Here is a 19,917-nt window from a genome sequence, read left to right on the forward strand (position 1 = left end):
AAGGGGGCGTTGCATATTGGGCAAGATTACGGTGGTCGGACTGGGATACGGCGACGAGGACAGCCTTCCGCTGGGGGTTTACCGCTTGCTGACCGGGGCCGGGGAACTGTGGCTGCGGACGGAAAAGCACCCCGTCGTCGACTGGTTAAGCGTTGAGGGAGTCCGCTTCCGTTCCTTCGATTCGGTTTACGAAAAACAAGCGGATTTCCCCTCGGTGTATCGGGAGATTGCGGACCGACTCTTGAATCGGGCGGAAGAGGGGCATCATCCGGTTTACGCGGTTCCCGGACACCCGATGGTGGCGGAGGCCACGGTGGCCCTCCTTCTGAGAGAGGGCAAAGAGCGGGGGATCCCCGTGGAAGTGAAAGGGGGAGCCAGTTTCCTGGATCCGGTTTTTGCCCGGCTCGGGGTGGATCCCGCCGATGGATTTCTCCTCCTGGACGGCACGGATTTGAACGCGGATGATCTGAACCCGCGGCTTCACCAGTTGATTATCCAAGTGTATGACCGGATGAGGGCCTCCGAAGTGAAACTGACATTGATGGAATTCTACCCTGACGATTATCCGGTTACCGTGGTGACGGCGGCGGGAGTGGCCGCGGAGGAAGTCGTGACCCGGGTTCCTCTCTATGAACTGGACCGGGAAGAGCGATTCGGAAACCTGAGTACGGTTTATATCCCCCCGACTGCATCGGAACAGGTGCTTCATCGGCAATTTGAGACCCTTACCGGGATCATCGCCAGACTCCGGGCTCCCGATGGGTGTCCCTGGGACCGGAAGCAAACCCATGAAAGCCTCCGTCCTTATCTTTTGGAAGAGGCCTATGAGTTTCTGGAGGCCGTCGCCGCGGAAGACGGGGAAGCCATGGCGGATGAGCTGGGCGACGTTTTGCTCCAAATTCTCCTGCACGCCCAGATCGCTTCCGAGACGGGAGAATTCGATATCCGGGACGTGGTGAAGAACCTCTCCGACAAAATGGTTCGCCGCCATCCCCATGTTTTCGGGGGGGAATCAGCGAAAAATGCGGCTGAAGTAAAGGAAAAGTGGGAACAGATTAAACAGCGGGAGCGGTCAGGGGCCAATCGGGAAGGGTCCGTGTTGGAAGGAATCCCGACAGAATTTCCAGCCCTCCTCCGGGCGACGAAATTGCAGAAAAAGGCGGCCAAAGTCGGCTTCCATTGGGATCGGCCGGAAGAAATCCGCGACAAACTGGAGGAAGAGCTGGAAGAAATCTTGTCGGCTTCCCCGGAAGAACGGGAAGAGGAAGTGGGGGATCTCTTTTTCACCGCTGTTGCACTCTCCCTGTATTTCGGAACCGATCCGGAACAAGCCCTGTTGGCGGCCTGTCGTAAGTTTGTCCGGCGGTTTCGCCGAGTGGAGGAAGAGGCCCGGAAGACGGGACGCCCCGTGGACTCCTTTTCTCTGGAAGAGTTGGATGACTGGTGGAACCGGGCCAAACGGGAAGAACGGAGGGAAAAAGGGAAACCGTAAAAGGAAAGATCGGATCCGGAGGAGGATTTTTCCCTTTTACCCAGAAAGTATACCCACAACCGTTTGAGAAGGAGGAATGGGTGATGAATAAGAATGATCTGATCAACAACATCGCCAAGAAGAGCGGGATGACCAAAAAAGACGTGGAAACGGTGGTCAACGGTTTCCTCGATGAAGTCACGCATGCCCTGGAAACGGGGGAAAAAGTGCAACTGATCGGTTTCGGCACCTTTGAAACCCGCAAACGTTCCAGCCGCAGCGGTCGCAATCCGCAAACCGGCGCCGCCATCAAAATCCCCGAATCGACGATCCCCGCTTTTAAAGCCGGGAGCAAGCTGAAGGATGCTGTTAAATAACCCATGCGTTTAGATAAATTTCTGAAATCCTCCCGGCTGGTCAAACGACGCACCCTGGCCAAGGAAGTGTGTGATCAGGGAAGGGTGGAGATCAACGGCCGTCCGGCAAAAGCCGGCACGGCCGTGGCGGTGGGGGACGAGGTTGCGGTCCGCTTCGGCAATCGCACTCTCCGCGTCCGGGTGGAATCCTTAAAAGAAACCACCCGGAAATCCGAGGCGGGAGAATTGTACACGGTGCTGGAACAAACATCGAAGGTTCGAACCGATGAGACCGGTTCCTGAACGGTAGAACCCGCGGTTCTAATCCTTGTCCTCCGTCATATCATGTACCAAAAAGGGGGGTACATGCCGATGGCGGAGGAGTTGTATCTTTCCGGAACGGTGAAGCACGAAGTGACCATGGTTGGCCGGAACACCCTGGACATCACCGGGGTGCTCGGTGTGGAAAGCTTCGACAGTGAGGAGTTCCTGCTGCAGACCGAATGCGGTTATCTGGGGGTTCGGGGGACCAACCTTCATATCCAAACCCTGGACCTGGAACAGGGAAGGGTGGCGATTGAAGGGGAGTTTTACGAAATGAGCTACTTGGACGACGGCCCTTCCCGGGCCGGGAAAACCAAGGGCCTGATCGGCAGGTTGTTCCGGTGACGCTTCATACCCAGTGGGTCACCATGGGCCTGATGCTGGGCTCAGGCTGCTTGATGGGCATGATGTTGGACCTGTACCGGGTGCTGTCCGGGCGGTTCCGGTTCAAGGGATGGGCGATCTCCCTGGTGGACCTCCTTTATTGGACGGTGGCGGCGGGACTTGTTTTTTCTCTTTTAATGTGGAGCAATTGGGGAGAGTTGCGCTTTTACATTTTCATCGCGATTCTGGCAGGATGGATGACCTATCACACCTGGTTCAGCCGCGCGGTCAGCCGCGGGATGGAATGGGGAGTGGACACCCTTGGACGGATTTTCCGTTTTTGCGTACGGATGTTCCGAATGCTGGTTTGGATTCCTTTGAGGGGACTTTGGACGCTGGTGGTCCGGATCCTCGGCTGGATCCTTCGCATCCTCCGCATGTTCCTCTCCATCCCCGTCCGGCTGATCCTCGCCCCTCTGGGCCGATGGCTCCAACCCTGTGGTTTGCGTCTCAAACAGCGATACGCTCCCGTGTTTCGGCCCGTGTTTCGGATGGTGAGAGCCCTCCGCCGGTGGTTTTCGGGCAAGGGGGATGGCGGGGACGGGTGAGGCAGGGTTATCCGTTTTTTTCCGGAATCGCGTAAGACAGAAAAAAGGATGATGGGAATGGTGAACAGAGGGTCAACGGAAAACATCGTCTCCTTCCGTCCGTCCCAACCGTCCCAAACGGGTCGAGAGATTTCGAAGGTCCGCCGCCCCCTGGCTCCCAACGTCCGCCGCCGGCGTTGGGTCTGGCTGATCGTGATGGTGCTCTTCTTCCTCTGGAGCGGAACCCAGCTGGTCGTCCAGGCGGGGGAGCTTGAATCCCGGAAAGCGGCGTTGGCGGCAGAGAAGGAGAAGCTGGTGCAACTCAAGGAGGAGAACCGGGATCTGAAAAAAGATATCGATCGGTTGCAGAACGAGGAGTACCTCTACGAGTTGGCGAGAAAGATGGGTTACAAGAAGCCGGGTGAGGAAATCCTCGATCTGAACGGGTTTGAATAAGGTACAAGCCGTTCGCTCCACAGGGAGCGAACGGCTTGTTTTTGTCACCCGATGATGACGCGTTCCCGGGGATAATGGTAGGTCTCCGGTGGTGTTTGTCGTCGCAGGAGAAACAACAGAACCAGGATTCCGATCCGTCCCATGAACATCAGCACCATGATGCTGATTTTACCCGCTGCGGTCAGTTCGGGTGTGATTCCCATCGACAGGCCACAGGTTCCAAAGGCGGAAGAAACCTCAAACATGACTTCCATCAGCGTGTGCTGCGGCTGTTCCACGGATACCAGGAAAACGGAAACAGCCAGCAGCAGTACACCTGTGGAAAACACGACCGAGGCTTTGCGGACGTCTTCATCCAGCAACTCCCGGCGAAACACCCGGATATAGCGTTGACCGCGGGCGTAGTTGTAGACAGCCAGGGCGACCACGGCGAGGGTGGTGGTCCTAATCCCGCCTCCCACGCTGGAAGGACTGGCTCCGATAAACATGAGAAAAGACAAAAAGAGTTGGGAAGGGGTCGTGTACTCGTTGATGTCCATCGTGGCGAGTCCGCCGCTTCTTGCGGTGACGGAATTAAACAGGGAATAAAAGAACGAACGGTGCCAGCTCTGGTCCGCATAAAAGTGCGGGGTTTCCAGTAACCACAGCACTCCCGTACCAAGAATCAGCAGAACGAAGTAGGTGGTGACCGTGATTTTGGTGAAGAGGGAAAACCGAAAGTTCCGGCGATTCCCGCTCAGAAACCACTCTTTCAATTCCATCAACACGGGAAAGCCGATTCCCCCTGCCACCATCAGGGCGATGTTCACCGACTGGACAATATAATCTTCGGAAAAGCCGATGAGGGAATTGCCGAAGATGTCAAATCCCGCGTTGGTGAAAGCCGATATGGAGCTGAATATTCCATACAGAAACGCGTTTTTTCCATAGGGATAAGAAAAATAGAAATAGGTTCCCAGGATCAGGGCACCCACCGCCTCTATGGCGAGGGAAAGAACCAGGAGATCCCGCATCAGCCGAACAAGACCCGACAGGTCGGAACGGTTTTGGTCCAGCATGATCATCTGTCGGCGCTGGATGCCGATCCGCTGACCCGTGGCCATCCACAGGAACGTGCTCAGGGTCATGAAGCCGATCCCGCCGAACTGGTTCATGACCATCAATAAGAAGACACCGACGGGGCTGAAGGTTTCCGCGGTGTTGACCACCGTCAGTCCCGTGACGCTGATGGCACTCACAGCAGTGAACAATGCATCCAGAAAGTCGACGTCCACTCCGGGTTTGTGGGAGAAAGGGAGGTATAAAAGAATACTGGAGACGGCGGCGGCCGAAAGATAAATAAAAAACAGCAACTGGGCCGGAGACACTTTTTTCAACTTCATGGTCGTGGGTCCTTTCACCAACAGTTACTGTCCATTTTATTACATGGGGTGCGGATTTCAAACAAAGAAAGGATTTCCGGCAGTAAAGGAGAAATTGGAAAAGGAATCCTGTTCAGCGGGAGCCGATATACGCGGGAATCCACGGTGGAAAAAGAAACGGATCATGCCAAGCTCCCGAAAGAAAGGAGAGAATGGAACCAATGGTTTGGAAGCGGACGGTGGGGATCGCGATGGCGGTGCTTTTGATGTTGGGTCTCATCGGGTTTTCAGGTGTGGATGGCAGGAACGGCGACGGGGGAGGGAAAGTCAAGACCGGTCTGGAAGTTCTGCTCGAGGATTCGGAGCGCCTTTCGGGGAAGAAAGTGGGCCTGATCACCAACCCGACCGGAATGACGTCTGACTACCGACACGGATTGGATGCGATGCTGGATTCCGGCATCGAGGTGGTGAAGGTGTACGGCCCCGAACACGGGGTGCGGGGAACGGAACAGGCGGGGGATACCCCGGGATCGTACGAGGATCCCCGGACGGGGCTTCCTTTCATCAATCTCTACGGAAAAAAACCGGAAGAGATGGTTCCCCTGTTTGACGGGGTGGACGTGCTGGTTTTTGACATTCAGGATGTGGGCACCCGTTTTTATACCTATATATATACGATGGCCTACACCATGGAAGCGGCTGCCCAGGCCGACAAGGAATTCATCGTCCTGGATCGTCCCAATCCCATCGGGGGAACGAAGGTGGAAGGACCGGTCCTGGACCCGGAATACGCCTCCTTCGTGGGGCTGTTCCCCATCCCGCAGCGCCACGGGATGACGGTGGGGGAACTGGCCCGAATGTTTAACGAAGAATTCCTCGGGAACCAGGCGGATCTGGAAGTGATTCCCATGAAGGGGTGGAAGCGGACGGACCGATTCCGGGATACGAAACTTCCCTGGGTGCTTCCTTCCCCGAACATGCCGACCCCGGAAACCGCTCTGGTCTATCCCGGAACAGGCATGATCGAGGGAACCAACCTTTCCGAAGGAAGGGGGACCACCCGGCCCTTTGAATTGCTGGGGGCTCCCTACATCAAAGGATGGGAGTTGGCGGAGGCCCTCAACAAAGCGGACCTTCCGGGAGTCTCCTTTCGGGAAGCCTACTTCACCCCGACCTTTTCCAAATATCAGGGTGAAGCCGTCGGAGGGGTTCAGGTCCATGTGGAAGATCCGGAACAGTTTTCACCGATCCTGACGGGGATCACCATCATTCAGGAAACAAAAAAGCTGTATCCCGACCAGTTCCAATGGAGGAAGAACGGCGATTCCCACTGGATTGACAAGCTGACCGGCTCCGACCGGATCCGCAAGCAGGTGGACGAAGGGGTTCCCGCGAAGAAAATCGCGAAAGGATGGAAAGAGGAGCTGGAGGAATTCAATGAACTTCGCTCCGAGTATCTGATGTATCCGCCCCACGGCCGATGAATCAATCCATAAAAAGACCTTGACACAGTCACGAATAGGTGTATAATGATATTCGTGACTGGCGCGGGGTGGAGCAGTCGGTAGCTCGTCGGGCTCATAACCCGAAGGTCGCAGGTTCGAATCCTGCCCCCGCAACCAATTAAACATACAAGGGTGAGGGGTTCGGGTACCAAAGGGAAGTCCTGATCGAAATTCGGATTCCTCCCCTTTCCCACGTGGCGGCGTAGCTCAACTGGTTAGAGCGTACGGTTCATACCCGTGAGGTTGGGGGTTCGAGACCCTCCGCCGCTACCAGACGAGGAAGGCGAGGTGAGGCCCTTGACTGAAGAGGTTCGGTCAAGGCACTGATTCGCCTTTTTTTCTTTTTTCAAGGAGTCAAAGCGCGGCCGTTCCACGGTACTGACCGACGGTGCCTCGGGGAATCCTGAAAAAAGAATGCCGGGCCTTTGAGGCGGATTTGGGGTGTAGGAGTGGTATTGTGGATGTTACCATAAAAAAAATTAAATTCACCACCATCAACAAGACGTACACGGAAAAAGTGCGGGACTGGCACAGTCGCCACTGTTTCGCGACCCAGTATCCCAACCCCGACGGCAAGCGTATATTTTTGACGTACTACTTTGTGAAAAAAGGCTACACCATTTCCAAAGTGTTTCTCAGGAACGGAGAGTTTTTGTATTACTATTGTGACGTGATGGAAATGCGCCAGGTCGGCCGACTTCGCTATGTGATGGTGGACCTCCTGTTGGATCTGATCATCTATCCCGACGGGAATTACCACCTGATCGATGTGGACGAGTTTGCCACCGCCATCGAAAAGGGACAGCTGAAAACCAGGCAACAGGTCCACACTCTCCGCACCCTGGACAAGATGATCCGCTTGCAGACCAAACGCTCCTTTATCCCGAAATACCTGCACGAGGCCCGGATGTTCCCGCTGGATTCCCGACCCAAAAAATGAATGGCTCCTGATATGAGACCCGCCGGTCGATGAACCGGCGGTCTTTTTTTGTTCCTTCTCCGCGTCAAGGAAGGGTGGATATTCGGAAGTTTTGTCGGAAACCGTGTCCTTTTCCGTTTAATCGACACAGGGGGACAGGAAGAAGCCTCCTTGGCCCGACACGGGCAAGGGAACGTCGGTTCCCCTCCTCGGGATCCGAAAACCCCTTTTTTCTTACTAACGTTCCCCCTTCATTTTCCGGCCGAAAAAATGTCGGAAAATTTTTTTCGGTCTATCAGCCATTGTGACAAACTTTCCCGGGAGCTCCCCGATATAATGATCCCTACATCACGCCGGGACAAGCACGGCACGAAAAAGCTGACCGATCACAACGAGGGGTGGAATAATCATGCAAACCTTGATGGCCGGTTTGGGCGCTTATCTGTTTCGTCCTTTTCAGAATGGAATTCTCGGTTTATCCGGCTCTCGGTGGATGAGTCGTCTCCTCACTTCTTGGAACCTGCCGATCATGATCATGGGTTTCCTGCTGGGCAGGGCGATGATCCTGGATACCCTCTCTCCTTTCGCCGTGGCCTATATGGGGGTGGTGTTGCATTTATGCAGGCGCCAGTGGCCGCTGGCCATGGTGGCGCTGGTCCTGGGGGCCTCCACCTTGGGGGCTGCCCATGCGGCCTGGATATCCGGATCCCTGGTTTGGCTGTTGACGATGCAGAAACTCTTTCATCTGGCAGGCAAGGGGCATCTCAATTATTCTCCTTTCGTGGTCCTGACCACCGCCGCCGGGGCACACCTTCTTCGTCTGTATCTGGAGGGATGGACGCACTACACCGCGATGATGGCCGGCGTGGACGTTCTCCTGAGCTTCATCCTGACCTTCATCTTCGTCCAGTCCCTTCCCCTGTTCACCGTCCGTCGCAAGAAGTTCTCCCTCCGACATGAAGAGATCATCTGCCTGGTGATCCTGACCGCCTCTGTTGTCACCGGGACCCTCGGCTGGACGGTCGGAGAAATGTCGGTGGTTCATGTGGTGTCCCGGTACCTGATCATGGTTTTCGCTCTGGTCGGCGGCGGCATGCTGGGTGCCTCGGTCGGGGTGGTGACGGGAATGATTCTCACTCTGGCCGATACCCGGGCTTTGGTTCAGGTCAGCTTGCTGGCATTTGCGGGGTTGTTGGCGGGGTTGTTCAAGGAAGCCCGGAAGTGGGGGGTGGCCATCGGGTTTATGCTGGGGACCTCCATCCTGTCTCTTCACGGGGGAGGATTCACGGAGGTATGGGTCTCTCTCCGGGAATCGGTGCTGGCCATGCTGCTGTTTTTGGTTACTCCGAAAGGCTTTTTTGAGACGGTGGCCCGGTTGGTCCCGGGCACCGTTGAAAATGAATCGGCCCGCCAGGAATACACCCGGCGACTGAGGGATGTCACCGCGGCCAAGATGGAGCAGTTCACGGAACTGTTCAGCGAAATGGCGCGCAGTTTCCGGGAAGACGCGACCCGGGACCCTCGGCAGAACGAAAGCCACATGAACCGATTCATCGATGAGGTGATGGATCATTCCTGCCGCACCTGCCCTTTGTACCGGAAATGTTGGGAAAAGAATTTCGTCACCACTTACAACGGGATGACCGATCTGATGGCCTTGGTCGAGTTGAATGGGCCGGATAAGGAGTTGAAGGTCCCCGGTGCATGGTCGGACCATTGCATGAAGGCGGAGAAAGTGCTGAACCTGATTCGGGAAGGCTACAGCACTTACGAACAGGACATGATCTGGAGGGATCGCTTGAAAGAAACGCGCCGGCTGGTTTCGGAACAGCTGGAAGGGGTGTCCGAAGTCATGGCGGGGCTGGCGGAGGAGATCAAGAACGAAACCCAGGTGATGGCCGCGCAGGAGGAACAGATTCACCAGGCGCTGGAGGACTTGGGGATGTCCATTCAGCGGGTGGAAGTGATCGACCTGGAAGAAGGCAAGGTGGAAATCGAGGTCACCATGCCCCACAGTGATGCCTTGGACGAATGCCGGAAGCTGGTGGCCCCGCTTTTGACCGAAATCGTGGGGGAACCGATCACGGTTCAACGGAAAGTGGTCCAAGGACGTTCTTCCGGGGCGGTGGTCACTCTCGGTTCGGCCCAGCGTTTTGAAGTGACAACCGGGGTGGCCGGTGCAGCCAAGGGAGGAAACTGGCTGTCCGGTGACAGTTATTGCTACATGAAGGTGGGCAGCGGGAAATACGCCGTTGCGATCAGTGACGGGATGGGCAACGGCAACCGGGCCCAACAGGAGTCCAGTGCGGCGCTTTCCCTTCTGAGAAGGCTGCTTCAGTCCGGAGTCAACGAAGAGAAAGCGGTGGAGACGATCAACTCCATTCTCAGCCTTCGCTCGACGGACGAGATGTTCGCCACGATCGATCTGGCCATCATCGATCTGAACTCGGCCGATTCCCGCTTTTTGAAGATCGGTTCCACTCCGGGGTTTGTCAAGCGGGGGAAGGAGGTGATGATGATTTCCGCGGCCAATCCGCCTCTCGGCATCCTGAACGACATCGATGTGGAACCGGTGGATTTCCAACTCCAACCGGGGGACCTGGTGGTGATGATGACCGACGGCATCTACGATGCTCCCCGTTACGCCAACCACAAGGAAGAGTGCATGAAACGGCTGATCGCCGGGATCCACACCAAAGATCCCCAGGGTTTTGCCGACTGTCTGCTGGAAAAAGTGATCCGGCAGCATGACGGGGAAATCGATGACGACATGACCGTGGTGGCCGTTAAAGTGGACGATTATGTACCCGAGTGGTCCACCATCCGGATGCCCGGTATCCCCCGTCTGGAACGGAAGCATGTGGCGGGTTTGTGACGGTTGAGAACCAATGGAGAACAAAAATTGATTCCGGGGACGAAAATCGCTAAAATGGCCCTAAGATTTTTTTGGTCAACCAAGGTTCCCACTGCTTGAACGGCCGGAAGCCGGGGTATATTACCCGGGAGGGACGCTCCCCCGGGTTTTCTGCTTGAACCGTCAAAATCGAGGACCGGGAGGACACCATGCTGGAACGCATGATCCAAACCATTGAAATTCATCGATTGCTCCCGGAAGGGGCGAAGGTCGCCGTCGGGGTTTCCGGGGGAGTGGACTCCACGGCGTTGCTTCATGCTCTTCACCGTTTGGCCCCCCGGTACGGATGGCGGGTATACGCGATTCACGTCAACCACGGATTGCGGGGAGAGGAGAGCGAAGGGGATGCGCGATATGTTCGCGGCCGGTGTGAAGAATGGCGGATCCCCTTCCGGTTGGAACGGGTGGATGTGAAAGGGGAGCTGGAAAAAAATGGAGGGAACCCACAATCGGTGGCCCGGAAGCTTCGTTATGAGGCTTTTCACCGTGCCGCCCGCGCTTTCGGAGCGGATCATCTCGCCTTGGCCCATCAAGCCGATGACCAGGTGGAGACCCTCCTGATGCGGCTTCTGCGGGGGACCGGCCCTTCCGGATTGGCCGGGATCCCCTTGGTACGGGAATGGGACAACATCCGGGTGGTGCGGCCGCTTCTGGAGATCCGCCGCTCCGAAGTGGAGGATTACTGCGCCGCTCACGGGCTGAAACCCCGCCTGGACAGCAGCAACCGGGATTCCCGTTACACCCGCAACCGCATCCGGCACGATTTGATTCCGGAATTAAAATCTTACAACCCGCGGTTTGAAAACGCCCTCCTCCAGTTGGCAAAGGTGGCGGCGGATGAAGAAGATCACTGGAGGGAATTGGTGGAAAAGGGAGCGGAGCGTGTCATCCTGCACCGCGGGGACGGGGAAACCGTCATGGATGTGACGTCCCTTTTGGAATTGGACGTTGCTTTACAAAGAAGGGTGATTAAACTAATATTAAATTGTCTTGTGGAAGAAGATGAGAATGATGGGGTTACCCTCGACAGTGTGGAAAGAATCCGCCGTCTGGCCGCCCGTCCCGGGCCGTCTTCGACGGTGCCGCTTTTTGGGGAACACCGGGCTGAACGGGAATACCAGCGGCTCAGGATTCTGAAATCCTCTCCTGAAGTGAAGTCCGGAACCGTCCCATCCCCTGGGACCACCTTCCTCCCCGTCCCGGGGGAGATTCACTTTCCGGCCGGCCGGCTCAGGTCCCGGGTCGAATCCCGGTGGATCTATCCGCCGGATGACCGCCGGGCGGTTTTTGACCTCGACCGGTTGGAAACTCCCCTTTCAGTCCGCACCCGAAGACCCGGGGATCGAATCCGGCCCCTCGGTCTCGACGGAACGAAGAAAGTGAAGGAGATCATGATCGATGCCAAGGTTCCGCGCCGCCTTCGGGATGGGATCCCTCTGGTACTTTCGGGGGAAGAAACGATTTGGGTTCCCGGGTTGGCCCGGTCGGATGCGGCTTTGGTGACGGAAGAGACGCGGCGTTTCCTGTACCTCGAATGGGATTGGGAGGTGAGTTTTCCGGAGAAAGGGTAGCCCTGAGCCCATACATATTTTCCTTTCAGGAGGTTTCCATGCACGAAGACATCCGAGAAGTGTTATTGTCCGAAGCCGAGATCCGGAACAAGGTGAAAGAGCTGGGCGCCCAGCTGACCGAGGACTATCGGGGCCACAATCCCCTCTGCATCTGTGTGCTGAAAGGGGCGGCTCCCTTTATGAGCGATCTGGTCCGGGCGATGGACACCTATGTGGAAATGGATTACATGGCGGTCTCCAGCTACGGCCACTCCACTGTATCCTCCGGTGTCGTCCGGATCGTCAAGGATTTGGATACGTCGGTGGAGGGCCGCCATGTGATTGTGGTGGAAGACATCATCGACAGCGGTTTGACTCTCAGTTATCTCCTTGACCTTCTTCGCCGCAGGAATGCCGCTTCCATCAAAGTGGTTACACTGTTGGATAAACCTGCGCGTCGAACCACGGGTTTGAAGCCGGACTATTCCGGTTTTGAAGTTCCCGATGAATTTGTGGTGGGTTACGGATTGGACTATGCGGAAAAATACCGGAATCTGCCTTACATCGGCGTCCTCAAAGAGGAAATCTACAGCAATGAAGGTTGAGTTGTGGGGACCTTGCCCCTGTGCTAAAATGATGAAAGTGGTATTTTTGAGAGGAGGTCAAGGATGAAAAGCATCTTCCGGAACTCCGGATTATATATAATACTCATCCTTGTCACCGTCGGGATCGTAAATGTTTTATGGAACCCCGGAACGGAGACGGACACGCTTTCGTACACCGAGTTCCAGCAGAAACTGGAACAGGGGCAGATCGAACAAGTGACCTTGCGCCCGGAAGGCAATACTTATCACATTGAAGGAAAATACCAAGGAACGGAAAAAACGTTCGTATCCAGCGGGCCTTACGGTGAAGGCAGCACGCTGGTTCAGGACCTCCAAAAAGCGGGTGTGAAGACGACCTACGAGAAAGCGAAGGGCGATTCCATCTGGATTACGCTCTTTACTTCCATCGTTCCTTTCGTCATTATGCTTCTCCTCTTCTTTGTCTTGCTCAATCAGGCACAAGGCGGCGGCAGCCGGGTCATGAATTTCGGTAAAAGCAAGGCCAAGATGTACAACGAAGAGAAGAAGAAAGTGACCTTCGGGGATGTGGCCGGAGCCGATGAAGAAAAAGAAGAACTGATCGAAGTGGTTGACTTCCTCAAAGATCCCCGGAAGTTCGCCACGGTGGGTGCCCGCATTCCCAAGGGGGTTCTCCTCGTAGGGCCGCCGGGTACCGGTAAAACCCTGCTGGCCCGGGCAGTTGCCGGCGAGGCCGGTGTACCTTTCTTCAGCATCAGCGGTTCGGACTTTGTCGAGATGTTCGTTGGGGTCGGGGCGTCCCGCGTTCGCGACCTGTTCGAAAATGCCAAGAAAAATGCCCCGTGCATCATTTTCATCGACGAGATCGACGCGGTGGGACGCCAACGTGGTGCCGGCCTCGGCGGCGGCCATGACGAACGGGAGCAGACCTTGAACCAGCTCCTTGTCGAGATGGACGGTTTCGGGGTGAATGAGGGGATCATTATCATGGCAGCGACCAACCGTCCCGATATCCTGGATCCCGCTCTGCTCCGGCCGGGTCGTTTCGACCGGCAGATCACGGTGAACCGTCCGGATGTGAAGGGCCGGGAAGAAGTGCTGAAAGTCCATGCCCGGAACAAACCCTTGGCCGACGACGTCAGGCTCAAGACCATCGCCCAGAGGACGACCGGTTTCACCGGCGCCGATCTGGAGAATCTGCTCAACGAGGCGGCGCTCCTGGCTGCCCGACGGTCCAAGAAAAAGATCGGAATGGCCGAGGTGGAAGAAGCGATCGACCGTGTAATCGCGGGTCCCGAAAAGAAAAGCCGGGTGGTCAGCGAAAAAGAGAAGCGGACCATCATCTACCACGAAGGCGGTCACGCCGTGGTGGGCTATTATTTGGAGCATGCGGACGAAGTGCATAAGATCACCGTCGTTCCCCGGGGGCAGGCGGGCGGCTATGTTGTGATGCTCCCCAAGGAAGACCGTTTCCTGATGACCAAGAAGGAACTTCTGGACCGGGTCACGGGTCTTTTGGGCGGACGCGCCGCCGAGGAGGTGGTCTTCGGCGAGATCAGCACCGGTGCCCACAACGATTTCGAAAAAGCGACCGGCATCGTGCGCCGCATGATCACCGAGTTCGGAATGAGTGAGCGTCTGGCGCCGATGCAGTTCGGGCGGAGCCAGGGACAGGTCTTCCTGGGTCGGGATCTGGGTCACGAGCAGAACTACTCGGACGCCATTGCCTATGAAATCGACCAGGAAATGCAGGAAATGATCAACAAATGCTATCAGAGGGCCAAGGACATCCTCATCGAAAAGCGGGATAAACTGGAACTCGTCGCCCAGACCCTTTACAAAAAAGAGACACTGGACGCGGAAGAGATCCGTCAGCTGATGGAAAAAGGGAAACTGGACAAACCCCTGGAGGAAGACTCCGAAGTGTCCGTCAACATCCAAGGCAAAGAACGAAACGAAGAACCCCATCATACGGATGAAACTCCCGCGGAAAACACAACCGACAACGGGAAGGGCCCGAAGGGTGGAGATGAGAAGCCCAAAGCCTGATCGGGAAAAGGGTGCCGCGACGGCATCCTTTTTTTCGTCCCTTTCCATGTAACCGTTGCCATTTGGTTCAGCGAACAATCGGATACCGATGCATCCTGAGCGGAATTTCCCGAACACAAAACAGGAGTGAGCACAGTGAAACCCCCTGCCAAAACCATCCCCAGCGATATTGAAATCGCACAGCAGGCCGAAAAGAAACCGATCACGGAGATTGCGGAGAAAATCGGCCTGTCGGAGGACGATCTGGAACTGTATGGGAAATACAAGGCGAAACTCTCGTCCGATGTATGGAACCGCATCAAAACCCGGCAGGACGGCCGGCTCGTCCTGGTCACGGCGATCAGCCCCACTCCCGCCGGTGAAGGTAAATCCACCGTGACGGTCGGACTGGGTCAGGCCCTCAACAAAATCGGCAAACAAGCGGTGGTGGCTCTCCGGGAGCCCTCCCTGGGTCCCAGCATGGGAATCAAAGGGGGCGCGGCAGGGGGAGGATACTCTCAGGTGCTTCCCATGGAAGATATCAACCTGCACTTCACGGGGGACTTCCATGCCATCACTTCCGCTCACAACGCCATTTCCGCCGTGATTGACAACCATATCCACCGGGAGAACGAATTGAACATCGATCCCCGACGCATTGTATGGAAACGGGTGCTCGACCTCAATGACCGAGCGCTGCGCCACATCGTGGTGGGTCTGGGGGGGAAAGCCCATGGCATGCCCCGGGAAGACGGATTTGACATCACCGTGGCATCGGAGCTGATGGCCATCCTTTGCCTGGCAAGGGACTTGGAGGATTTGAAGGAGCGGATCGGCCGTGTCGTGGTGGCCTACCGCTTCAACGGATCTCCGGTGACGGTCTCCGATCTGGGAGTGGAAGGAGCGGCGACGCTGCTGCTTAAAAACGCGATCCAGCCCAATTTGGTCCAAACCCTGGAAAACACCCCCGCCTTCGTTCACGGAGGCCCCTTTGCCAACATCGCCCACGGGTGCAACTCCCTGACCGCCACCCGCCATGCCCTGAAACTGTCGGAGTACACCGTGACCGAAGCCGGTTTCGGGGTGGACCTGGGAGCGGAGAAGTTCATCCATATCAAAAGCCGATCCGGGAATCTGAAGCCCGACGTGGCGGTGATCGTTGCCACCGTCCGCGCCCTGAAGATGCACGGCGGAGCCCCGAAAGAGGAACTCACCCGTCCCCATCTCCAGGCGTTGCGACAGGGAATGGGAAACCTGGAACGTCACCTGGAGACGATGAAGAACTTCGGTCTGGCCCACGTCGTGGCCATCAACCGGTTCCCGACGGATACGGAAGAAGAGCTCAACTTCCTCCGGCATTGGTGCCAAGAGCGGGGAGTCTCCGTGGCACTGACGGAAGTGTGGGAAAAGGGGGGGGCCGGGGGGGAAGCATTGGCCCGGGAAGTGGTTCGTCTGGCGGAGTCCGGCCGGTCCCGCCTTCGCCCCCTGTATGACCCGGAACAGCCGGTTCGGGCCAAAATCGCCGCGATCGCCCAAAAAGTGTACGGGGCCGACGGCGTCGATTATACCCCCGAGGCGGAAAAGCAGATTGACGAGTTTGAGGCGAACGGCTGGGGCGACCTGCCGATCTGCATGGCCAAAACCCAGTACTCTCTGTCGGACAACCCCCGTCTTCTCGGGCGTCCGGAAAAGTTTCGCATCCAAGTGAGAGAACTCCGTCCCTCGATCGGCGCCGGCTTTCTCGTCGCTCTCACCGGCAATATGCTGACCATGCCGGGATTGCCGAAAAAACCGGCGGCCCTCGGGATGGACGTGGACGCAGAAGGTCGGGTGTACGGGCTGTTCTAAAGGGGTAAACGCTTCCCCTTTTCTCGAAACGAACATGAAATCACAACGCTTCCAAGGGGAGTGGCCGAGCTTTCGGGCGGAATTGAATTCGGGACACACCCTTGCTATCATGGGAATGGACTTAACCGCAAAGCAGGTGGATGCCGATGTTGCTGGTGATGGATGTCGGGAACACGCATATCGTGTTCGGCATATATAAGGGAGATGAACTGCTGTACCACTGGCGGGTCCATACGGACCGGAATGCCACCGAAGACGAGTACGGGATGCGGCTCAAAAACCTCTTCAACCACGTGGGCATCGATCTCGAAGAGATCGACGGAGTGATCATCTGTTCCGTCGTTCCTCCCCTCACCCATGTCCTCAAGATGCTGGCCCAGAAATATTTCCGGGTCACCCCGCTGATCGTCGGTCCTGGAGTGAAGACAGGCCTGAACATCCAGTATGAAAACCCGCGGGAAGTGGGGGCGGATCGCATCGTCAACGCCGTGGCGGCATTGGATCGGTTCGGACCGCCGGTGATTGTGGTCGATTTCGGCACGGCCACCACGTTTTGCTTCATCAACGAGGAAGGTCATTACGTGGGAGGAGCGATCACCCCGGGGATCAATATTTCAACGGAGGCGCTGTACCAGCGGGCGTCCCAGCTGACCCGGGTGGAGATTGTCAAACCCGGGAACGTGGTGGGCCGCAACACGGTCCGGGCGGTCCAGGCCGGGGTCTTCTACGGGTATGTCGGGGTGGTGGACGGGATCGTCTCCCGGATGAAGGAGCAGATGCAACAGACACCCACGGTCGTTGCCACCGGCGGCTTGGCTGAGCTGATCTGCGGGGAAACCCGGACCATTGACGCAGTGGATCCCCTCTTGACACTCAAAGGTTTGAAAATGGTTTATGAGCGGAATCAAAAATAGCGAAATCGAGACGAACCCCGGTGACGGGGTTCCTTTTGCATCGATGGATGGAAAGAAGGGTTCGGTATGAGTGAATCGAAAGATTATGCCGTGCGCGGCACCGCCCGGAACGGATCGATCCGGGGGTTCGCCTGCGTCACGACCGATATGATGAATGAAATGCAGCGGAGACACCAAACCTGGCCGATCGCCAGCGCCGCTTTGGGTCGAACCGTCTCCGCCGGTGCGATGATGGGAATGATGCTCAAAAACGAGACCGATAAAATGACCATCCAGGTCCAGGGGGACGGTCCCCTCGGCCAGATCATCGTTGACGTGGACGGCTGCGGGCACGTCCGGGGGTACGTGGAGAATCCGGCGGTCGATCTTCCCCACAACGCCCAGGGAAAGCTGAACGTAGGGGAAGCGGTTGGAAATGGAGTCCTCAATGTGGTGAAGGACCTCGGTCTGAAAGAGCCCTATCGCGGCAGCGTTCGTCTGGTCTCCGGCGAACTGGGGGAGGATTTCACCTATTACCTGACCGTCTCGGAACAGGTTCCTTCCTCGGTGGGAGTGGGGGTTTTGGTGGCCCCTGATGCCAGCATTGTCCGTTCCGGCGGTTTCATCATTCAGGTGCTGCCGGAAGCGGAGGACTCCCTGATCGAAGAGCTGGAGCAGCGAATTGTCCATATGCCTTCCGTCACCAAGCTGTTGGAAAAGGGGGAAAGCCCGGAAGGCCTTCTCCAACGGATTTTGGGGGACGATCTGAAGGTGACGGAGACCCAGCCGTTGTCGTTTCAATGCCACTGTTCCCTCGAGCGGATTCATGCCACCCTCCGGAGTCTGGGGGGAGAAGAGTTGGCAAAACTGATCGAGGAGCAGGGACAGGCGGAAGTGATTTGCCACTTTTGCAATGAAGCCTACCGTGTACCAAAGGAAGATCTGGAAAAACTGAAAGAAGAAATGAAGTGAGGGGCGGAATGGATTGACAGGGCTTGCGGCTGTTCTATAAAATTAAACCGATAAAACCCAGAGCATTACAAGGAATATTGACAGGAGGCCCTCCCATGCGCGTAGCCAACAGTATTACCGAACTGATCGGTGAGACCCCGGTCGTCAAACTGAATCGGATTGTGGGCAAAGCCGATGCCGACGTGTATCTCAAGCTGGAGTATTTTAATCCGGCCAGCAGTGTCAAGGACCGGATCGCGCTCAGCATGATCGAAGACGCCGAGGAACGCGGTGTCCTCCAACCGGGGGATACCATTTTGGAACCCACCAGCGGAAACACCGGAATCGGCCTGGCCATGGTGGCGGCGGCCAAAGGCTACCGGGCCCTCCTGGTGATGCCGGATACCATGAGCATGGAACGGCGGAATCTTCTCCGGGCTTACGGGGCGGAACTGGTGTTGACCCCGGGGTCCGAAGGGATGAAAGGGGCCATCGCCAAGGCGGAGAGCATTGCCAGGGAACATCCGGAATACTTCGTCCCGCAGCAGTTCAACAACCCGGCCAATGTCAAGATTCATGCGGAAACCACCGGACCGGAGCTGTTCGAGCAGATGGAAGGCCGGATCGACGCCTTTGTCGCCGGTGTCGGAACCGGCGGCACGATCACCGGGGCCGGCCGTGTCCTGAAGGACAAGATCCCGGACCTCCATATCGCCGCCGTGGAACCGGCCGCTTCCCCCGTGTTGTCCGGCGGCCAGCCGGGCCCCCACAAGATCCAGGGGATCGGGGCCGGTTTCGCTCCCGAGATCCTGGACCGGGAGATTTACGATGAAGTGATCACCGTCACCAACGATGAGGCCTTCGAGTGGGCGCGTCGCATGGCCCGGGAAGAAGGAATCCTCGGCGGAATCTCCACCGGCGCCGCCGTGGCCGCGGCCATGAAGATCGCCCGCCGCTTGGGTGAGGGCAAACGGGTGGTGGCCGTGGCCCCGAGTAACGGGGAGCGGTATCTGACCACCCAACTGTATCAGTTCGAAGATTGAACCATCGGTTTGAGGCTCCTTTCGGGGCCTTCTTTTCGTTTTCGGAGTCCTGTGCGAAACCTTTTTTCACCGCGCATTTTGTTGTAAACTGATGGGAGGATATTTCTTTTTTGCATCCTTTGTTCAAAAGATCACGAAAGCGGACCGAACCAGTCAGCGGAGAGGAGAAGAGCGGAGAGGAGATGAGCGTATGATTCTGATGATCGACAACTATGATTCCTTCACTTACAACCTGGTGCAATACCTGGGGGAGCTTGGCGAGGAACTGAAGGTGGTCCGGAACGACCGGATCGACACCGAGGCGATCGTCCGCCTGCAACCGGAAGCGATCGTTCTCTCTCCCGGCCCCGGGAACCCTTCCGAAGCCGGCGTGAGTCTGGAGACGGTCCGGCGGTTTGCAGGATCGATCCCCATCCTGGGCGTCTGCCTGGGACATCAGACCATCGCCCAGGCTTTCGGCGGGCGGGTGGTCCGGGCCGGGCGCCTGATGCACGGGAAAACGTCTCCGGTGATTCATGACGGAAGAACGGTGTTTTCGGGGATTCCCTCCCCTTTCCGGGCGAACCGGTACCACTCCCTGATCGTGGATCGGGAGAGCCTGCCGGACGAATTCGAAGTAAGCGCCCGTACGGAGGAAGGGGAAGTGATGGCGATCCGGCACCGGAAGTTCCCTTTGGAAGGAGTGCAATTCCATCCCGAATCGATCATCACCGACCACGGCAAACGGCTCCTGACCAATTTTCTCGGGACCTGCCGGTCGAAGGAACCTGAAATCGCCGGTGGTGCCTGATACCCCCCCAACA

Annotated in this window: 18 protein-coding genes and 2 tRNA genes; 19 read left to right on the top strand and 1 reads right to left on the bottom strand. The window is 57.0% G+C overall.

All coding sequences use genetic code 11. From position 1 onward, the window contains the following. Positions 1 to 13 precede the first annotated feature (13 nt). From yabN to C8P63_RS13635, 6 genes are all read left to right on the top strand, one after another. Entirely contained in the window at positions 14 to 1,492 is a 1,479-nt protein-coding gene (gene yabN, locus C8P63_RS13610; RefSeq protein ID WP_108025128.1) for a bifunctional methyltransferase/pyrophosphohydrolase YabN, read from the top strand. Further along, positions 1,444 to 1,848: an HU family DNA-binding protein gene (locus C8P63_RS13615; protein WP_425437308.1), complete on the top strand. Its 405-nt coding sequence runs from the start codon at positions 1,444 to 1,446 to the stop codon at positions 1,846 to 1,848. The genes yabN and C8P63_RS13615 overlap by 49 nt, the downstream gene beginning before the upstream one ends. Positions 1,849 to 1,851: 3 nt before the next feature. Next, positions 1,852 to 2,130: an RNA-binding S4 domain-containing protein gene (locus C8P63_RS13620; protein ID WP_108025130.1), complete on the top strand. Its 279-nt coding sequence runs from the start codon at positions 1,852 to 1,854 to the stop codon at positions 2,128 to 2,130. 69 nt (positions 2,131 to 2,199) lie between these two features. Beyond that, complete coding sequence (gene yabP / locus C8P63_RS13625; RefSeq protein ID WP_108025131.1) at positions 2,200 to 2,496, top strand: sporulation protein YabP; 297 nt, start codon at positions 2,200 to 2,202, stop codon at positions 2,494 to 2,496. Further along, on the top strand, positions 2,493 to 3,083 hold the full coding sequence (gene yabQ, locus C8P63_RS13630) for a spore cortex biosynthesis protein YabQ (RefSeq protein ID WP_108025133.1): 591 nt from the start codon (positions 2,493 to 2,495) through the stop codon (positions 3,081 to 3,083). Before yabP ends, yabQ begins: the two co-directional genes overlap by 4 nt. A 57-nt stretch (positions 3,084 to 3,140) precedes the next feature. Continuing rightward, positions 3,141 to 3,518 (top strand): FtsB family cell division protein, encoded by a 378-nt coding sequence (locus tag C8P63_RS13635; protein WP_170109658.1) that lies wholly within the window; start codon positions 3,141 to 3,143, stop codon positions 3,516 to 3,518. 44 nt (positions 3,519 to 3,562) lie between these two features. On the opposite strand, the gene C8P63_RS13640 is transcribed toward C8P63_RS13635, so the two are convergent. Further along, the gene (locus tag C8P63_RS13640) at positions 3,563 to 4,900 is read right to left on the bottom strand and encodes a TrkH family potassium uptake protein (RefSeq protein WP_108025213.1); all 1,338 of its coding nucleotides are present in this window, start codon (positions 4,898 to 4,900) and stop codon (positions 3,563 to 3,565) included. A 191-nt stretch (positions 4,901 to 5,091) separates the two neighbouring features. Between C8P63_RS13640 and C8P63_RS13645 the strand changes: the two genes are divergently transcribed. The 13 genes from C8P63_RS13645 (at position 5,092) to C8P63_RS13705 (ending at position 19,904) form a co-directional block, all read left to right on the top strand. Continuing rightward, positions 5,092 to 6,363 carry an exo-beta-N-acetylmuramidase NamZ family protein gene (locus C8P63_RS13645; protein WP_245920915.1) on the top strand — a complete coding sequence of 424 codons (1,272 nt, stop codon included), beginning with the start codon at positions 5,092 to 5,094 and terminating at the stop codon, positions 6,361 to 6,363. 62 nt (positions 6,364 to 6,425) lie between these two features. Then, a tRNA-Met gene (locus C8P63_RS13650) sits at positions 6,426 to 6,501 on the top strand. A 79-nt stretch (positions 6,502 to 6,580) separates the two neighbouring features. Beyond that, a tRNA-Met gene (locus tag C8P63_RS13655) sits at positions 6,581 to 6,657 on the top strand. 184 nt (positions 6,658 to 6,841) lie between these two features. Next, on the top strand, positions 6,842 to 7,324 hold the full coding sequence (locus C8P63_RS13660; RefSeq protein WP_170109659.1) for a ribonuclease FAU-1 family protein: 483 nt from the start codon (positions 6,842 to 6,844) through the stop codon (positions 7,322 to 7,324). Positions 7,325 to 7,712: 388 nt separating this feature from the next. Then, positions 7,713 to 10,178 carry a stage II sporulation protein E gene (gene spoIIE / locus C8P63_RS13665; RefSeq protein WP_108025141.1) on the top strand — a complete coding sequence of 822 codons (2,466 nt, stop codon included), beginning with the start codon at positions 7,713 to 7,715 and terminating at the stop codon, positions 10,176 to 10,178. A 188-nt stretch (positions 10,179 to 10,366) separates the two neighbouring features. Then, positions 10,367 to 11,788: a tRNA lysidine(34) synthetase TilS gene (gene tilS / locus C8P63_RS13670; RefSeq protein ID WP_108025143.1), complete on the top strand. Its 1,422-nt coding sequence runs from the start codon at positions 10,367 to 10,369 to the stop codon at positions 11,786 to 11,788. A 38-nt stretch (positions 11,789 to 11,826) separates the two neighbouring features. After that, positions 11,827 to 12,372, top strand: coding sequence for a hypoxanthine phosphoribosyltransferase (gene hpt, locus C8P63_RS13675; RefSeq protein WP_108025146.1), 546 nt, complete (start codon positions 11,827 to 11,829; stop codon positions 12,370 to 12,372). Between the two features lie 63 nt (positions 12,373 to 12,435). Next, a complete protein-coding gene (gene ftsH, locus C8P63_RS13680) occupies positions 12,436 to 14,400 on the top strand; it encodes an ATP-dependent zinc metalloprotease FtsH (RefSeq protein WP_108025148.1) in 1,965 nt (654 codons plus the stop codon). A 135-nt stretch (positions 14,401 to 14,535) separates the two neighbouring features. Beyond that, positions 14,536 to 16,227 carry a formate--tetrahydrofolate ligase gene (locus tag C8P63_RS13685; RefSeq protein WP_108025150.1) on the top strand — a complete coding sequence of 564 codons (1,692 nt, stop codon included), beginning with the start codon at positions 14,536 to 14,538 and terminating at the stop codon, positions 16,225 to 16,227. A 146-nt stretch (positions 16,228 to 16,373) separates the two neighbouring features. After that, a complete protein-coding gene (locus C8P63_RS13690; RefSeq protein ID WP_108025152.1) occupies positions 16,374 to 17,141 on the top strand; it encodes a type III pantothenate kinase in 768 nt (255 codons plus the stop codon). A gap of 66 nt (positions 17,142 to 17,207) precedes the next feature. After that, on the top strand, positions 17,208 to 18,092 hold the full coding sequence (gene hslO, locus C8P63_RS13695; RefSeq protein WP_108025154.1) for an Hsp33 family molecular chaperone HslO: 885 nt from the start codon (positions 17,208 to 17,210) through the stop codon (positions 18,090 to 18,092). 95 nt (positions 18,093 to 18,187) lie between these two features. Then, on the top strand, positions 18,188 to 19,114 hold the full coding sequence (gene cysK, locus C8P63_RS13700) for a cysteine synthase A (protein WP_108025156.1): 927 nt from the start codon (positions 18,188 to 18,190) through the stop codon (positions 19,112 to 19,114). Between the two features lie 190 nt (positions 19,115 to 19,304). Further along, a complete protein-coding gene (locus tag C8P63_RS13705; protein WP_108025158.1) occupies positions 19,305 to 19,904 on the top strand; it encodes an anthranilate synthase component II in 600 nt (199 codons plus the stop codon). Positions 19,905 to 19,917 lie beyond the last annotated feature (13 nt).

This window comes from Melghirimyces profundicolus (genome assembly GCF_003054245.1).
Lineage (GTDB): Bacteria > Bacillota > Bacilli > Thermoactinomycetales > DSM-45169 > Melghirimyces > Melghirimyces profundicolus.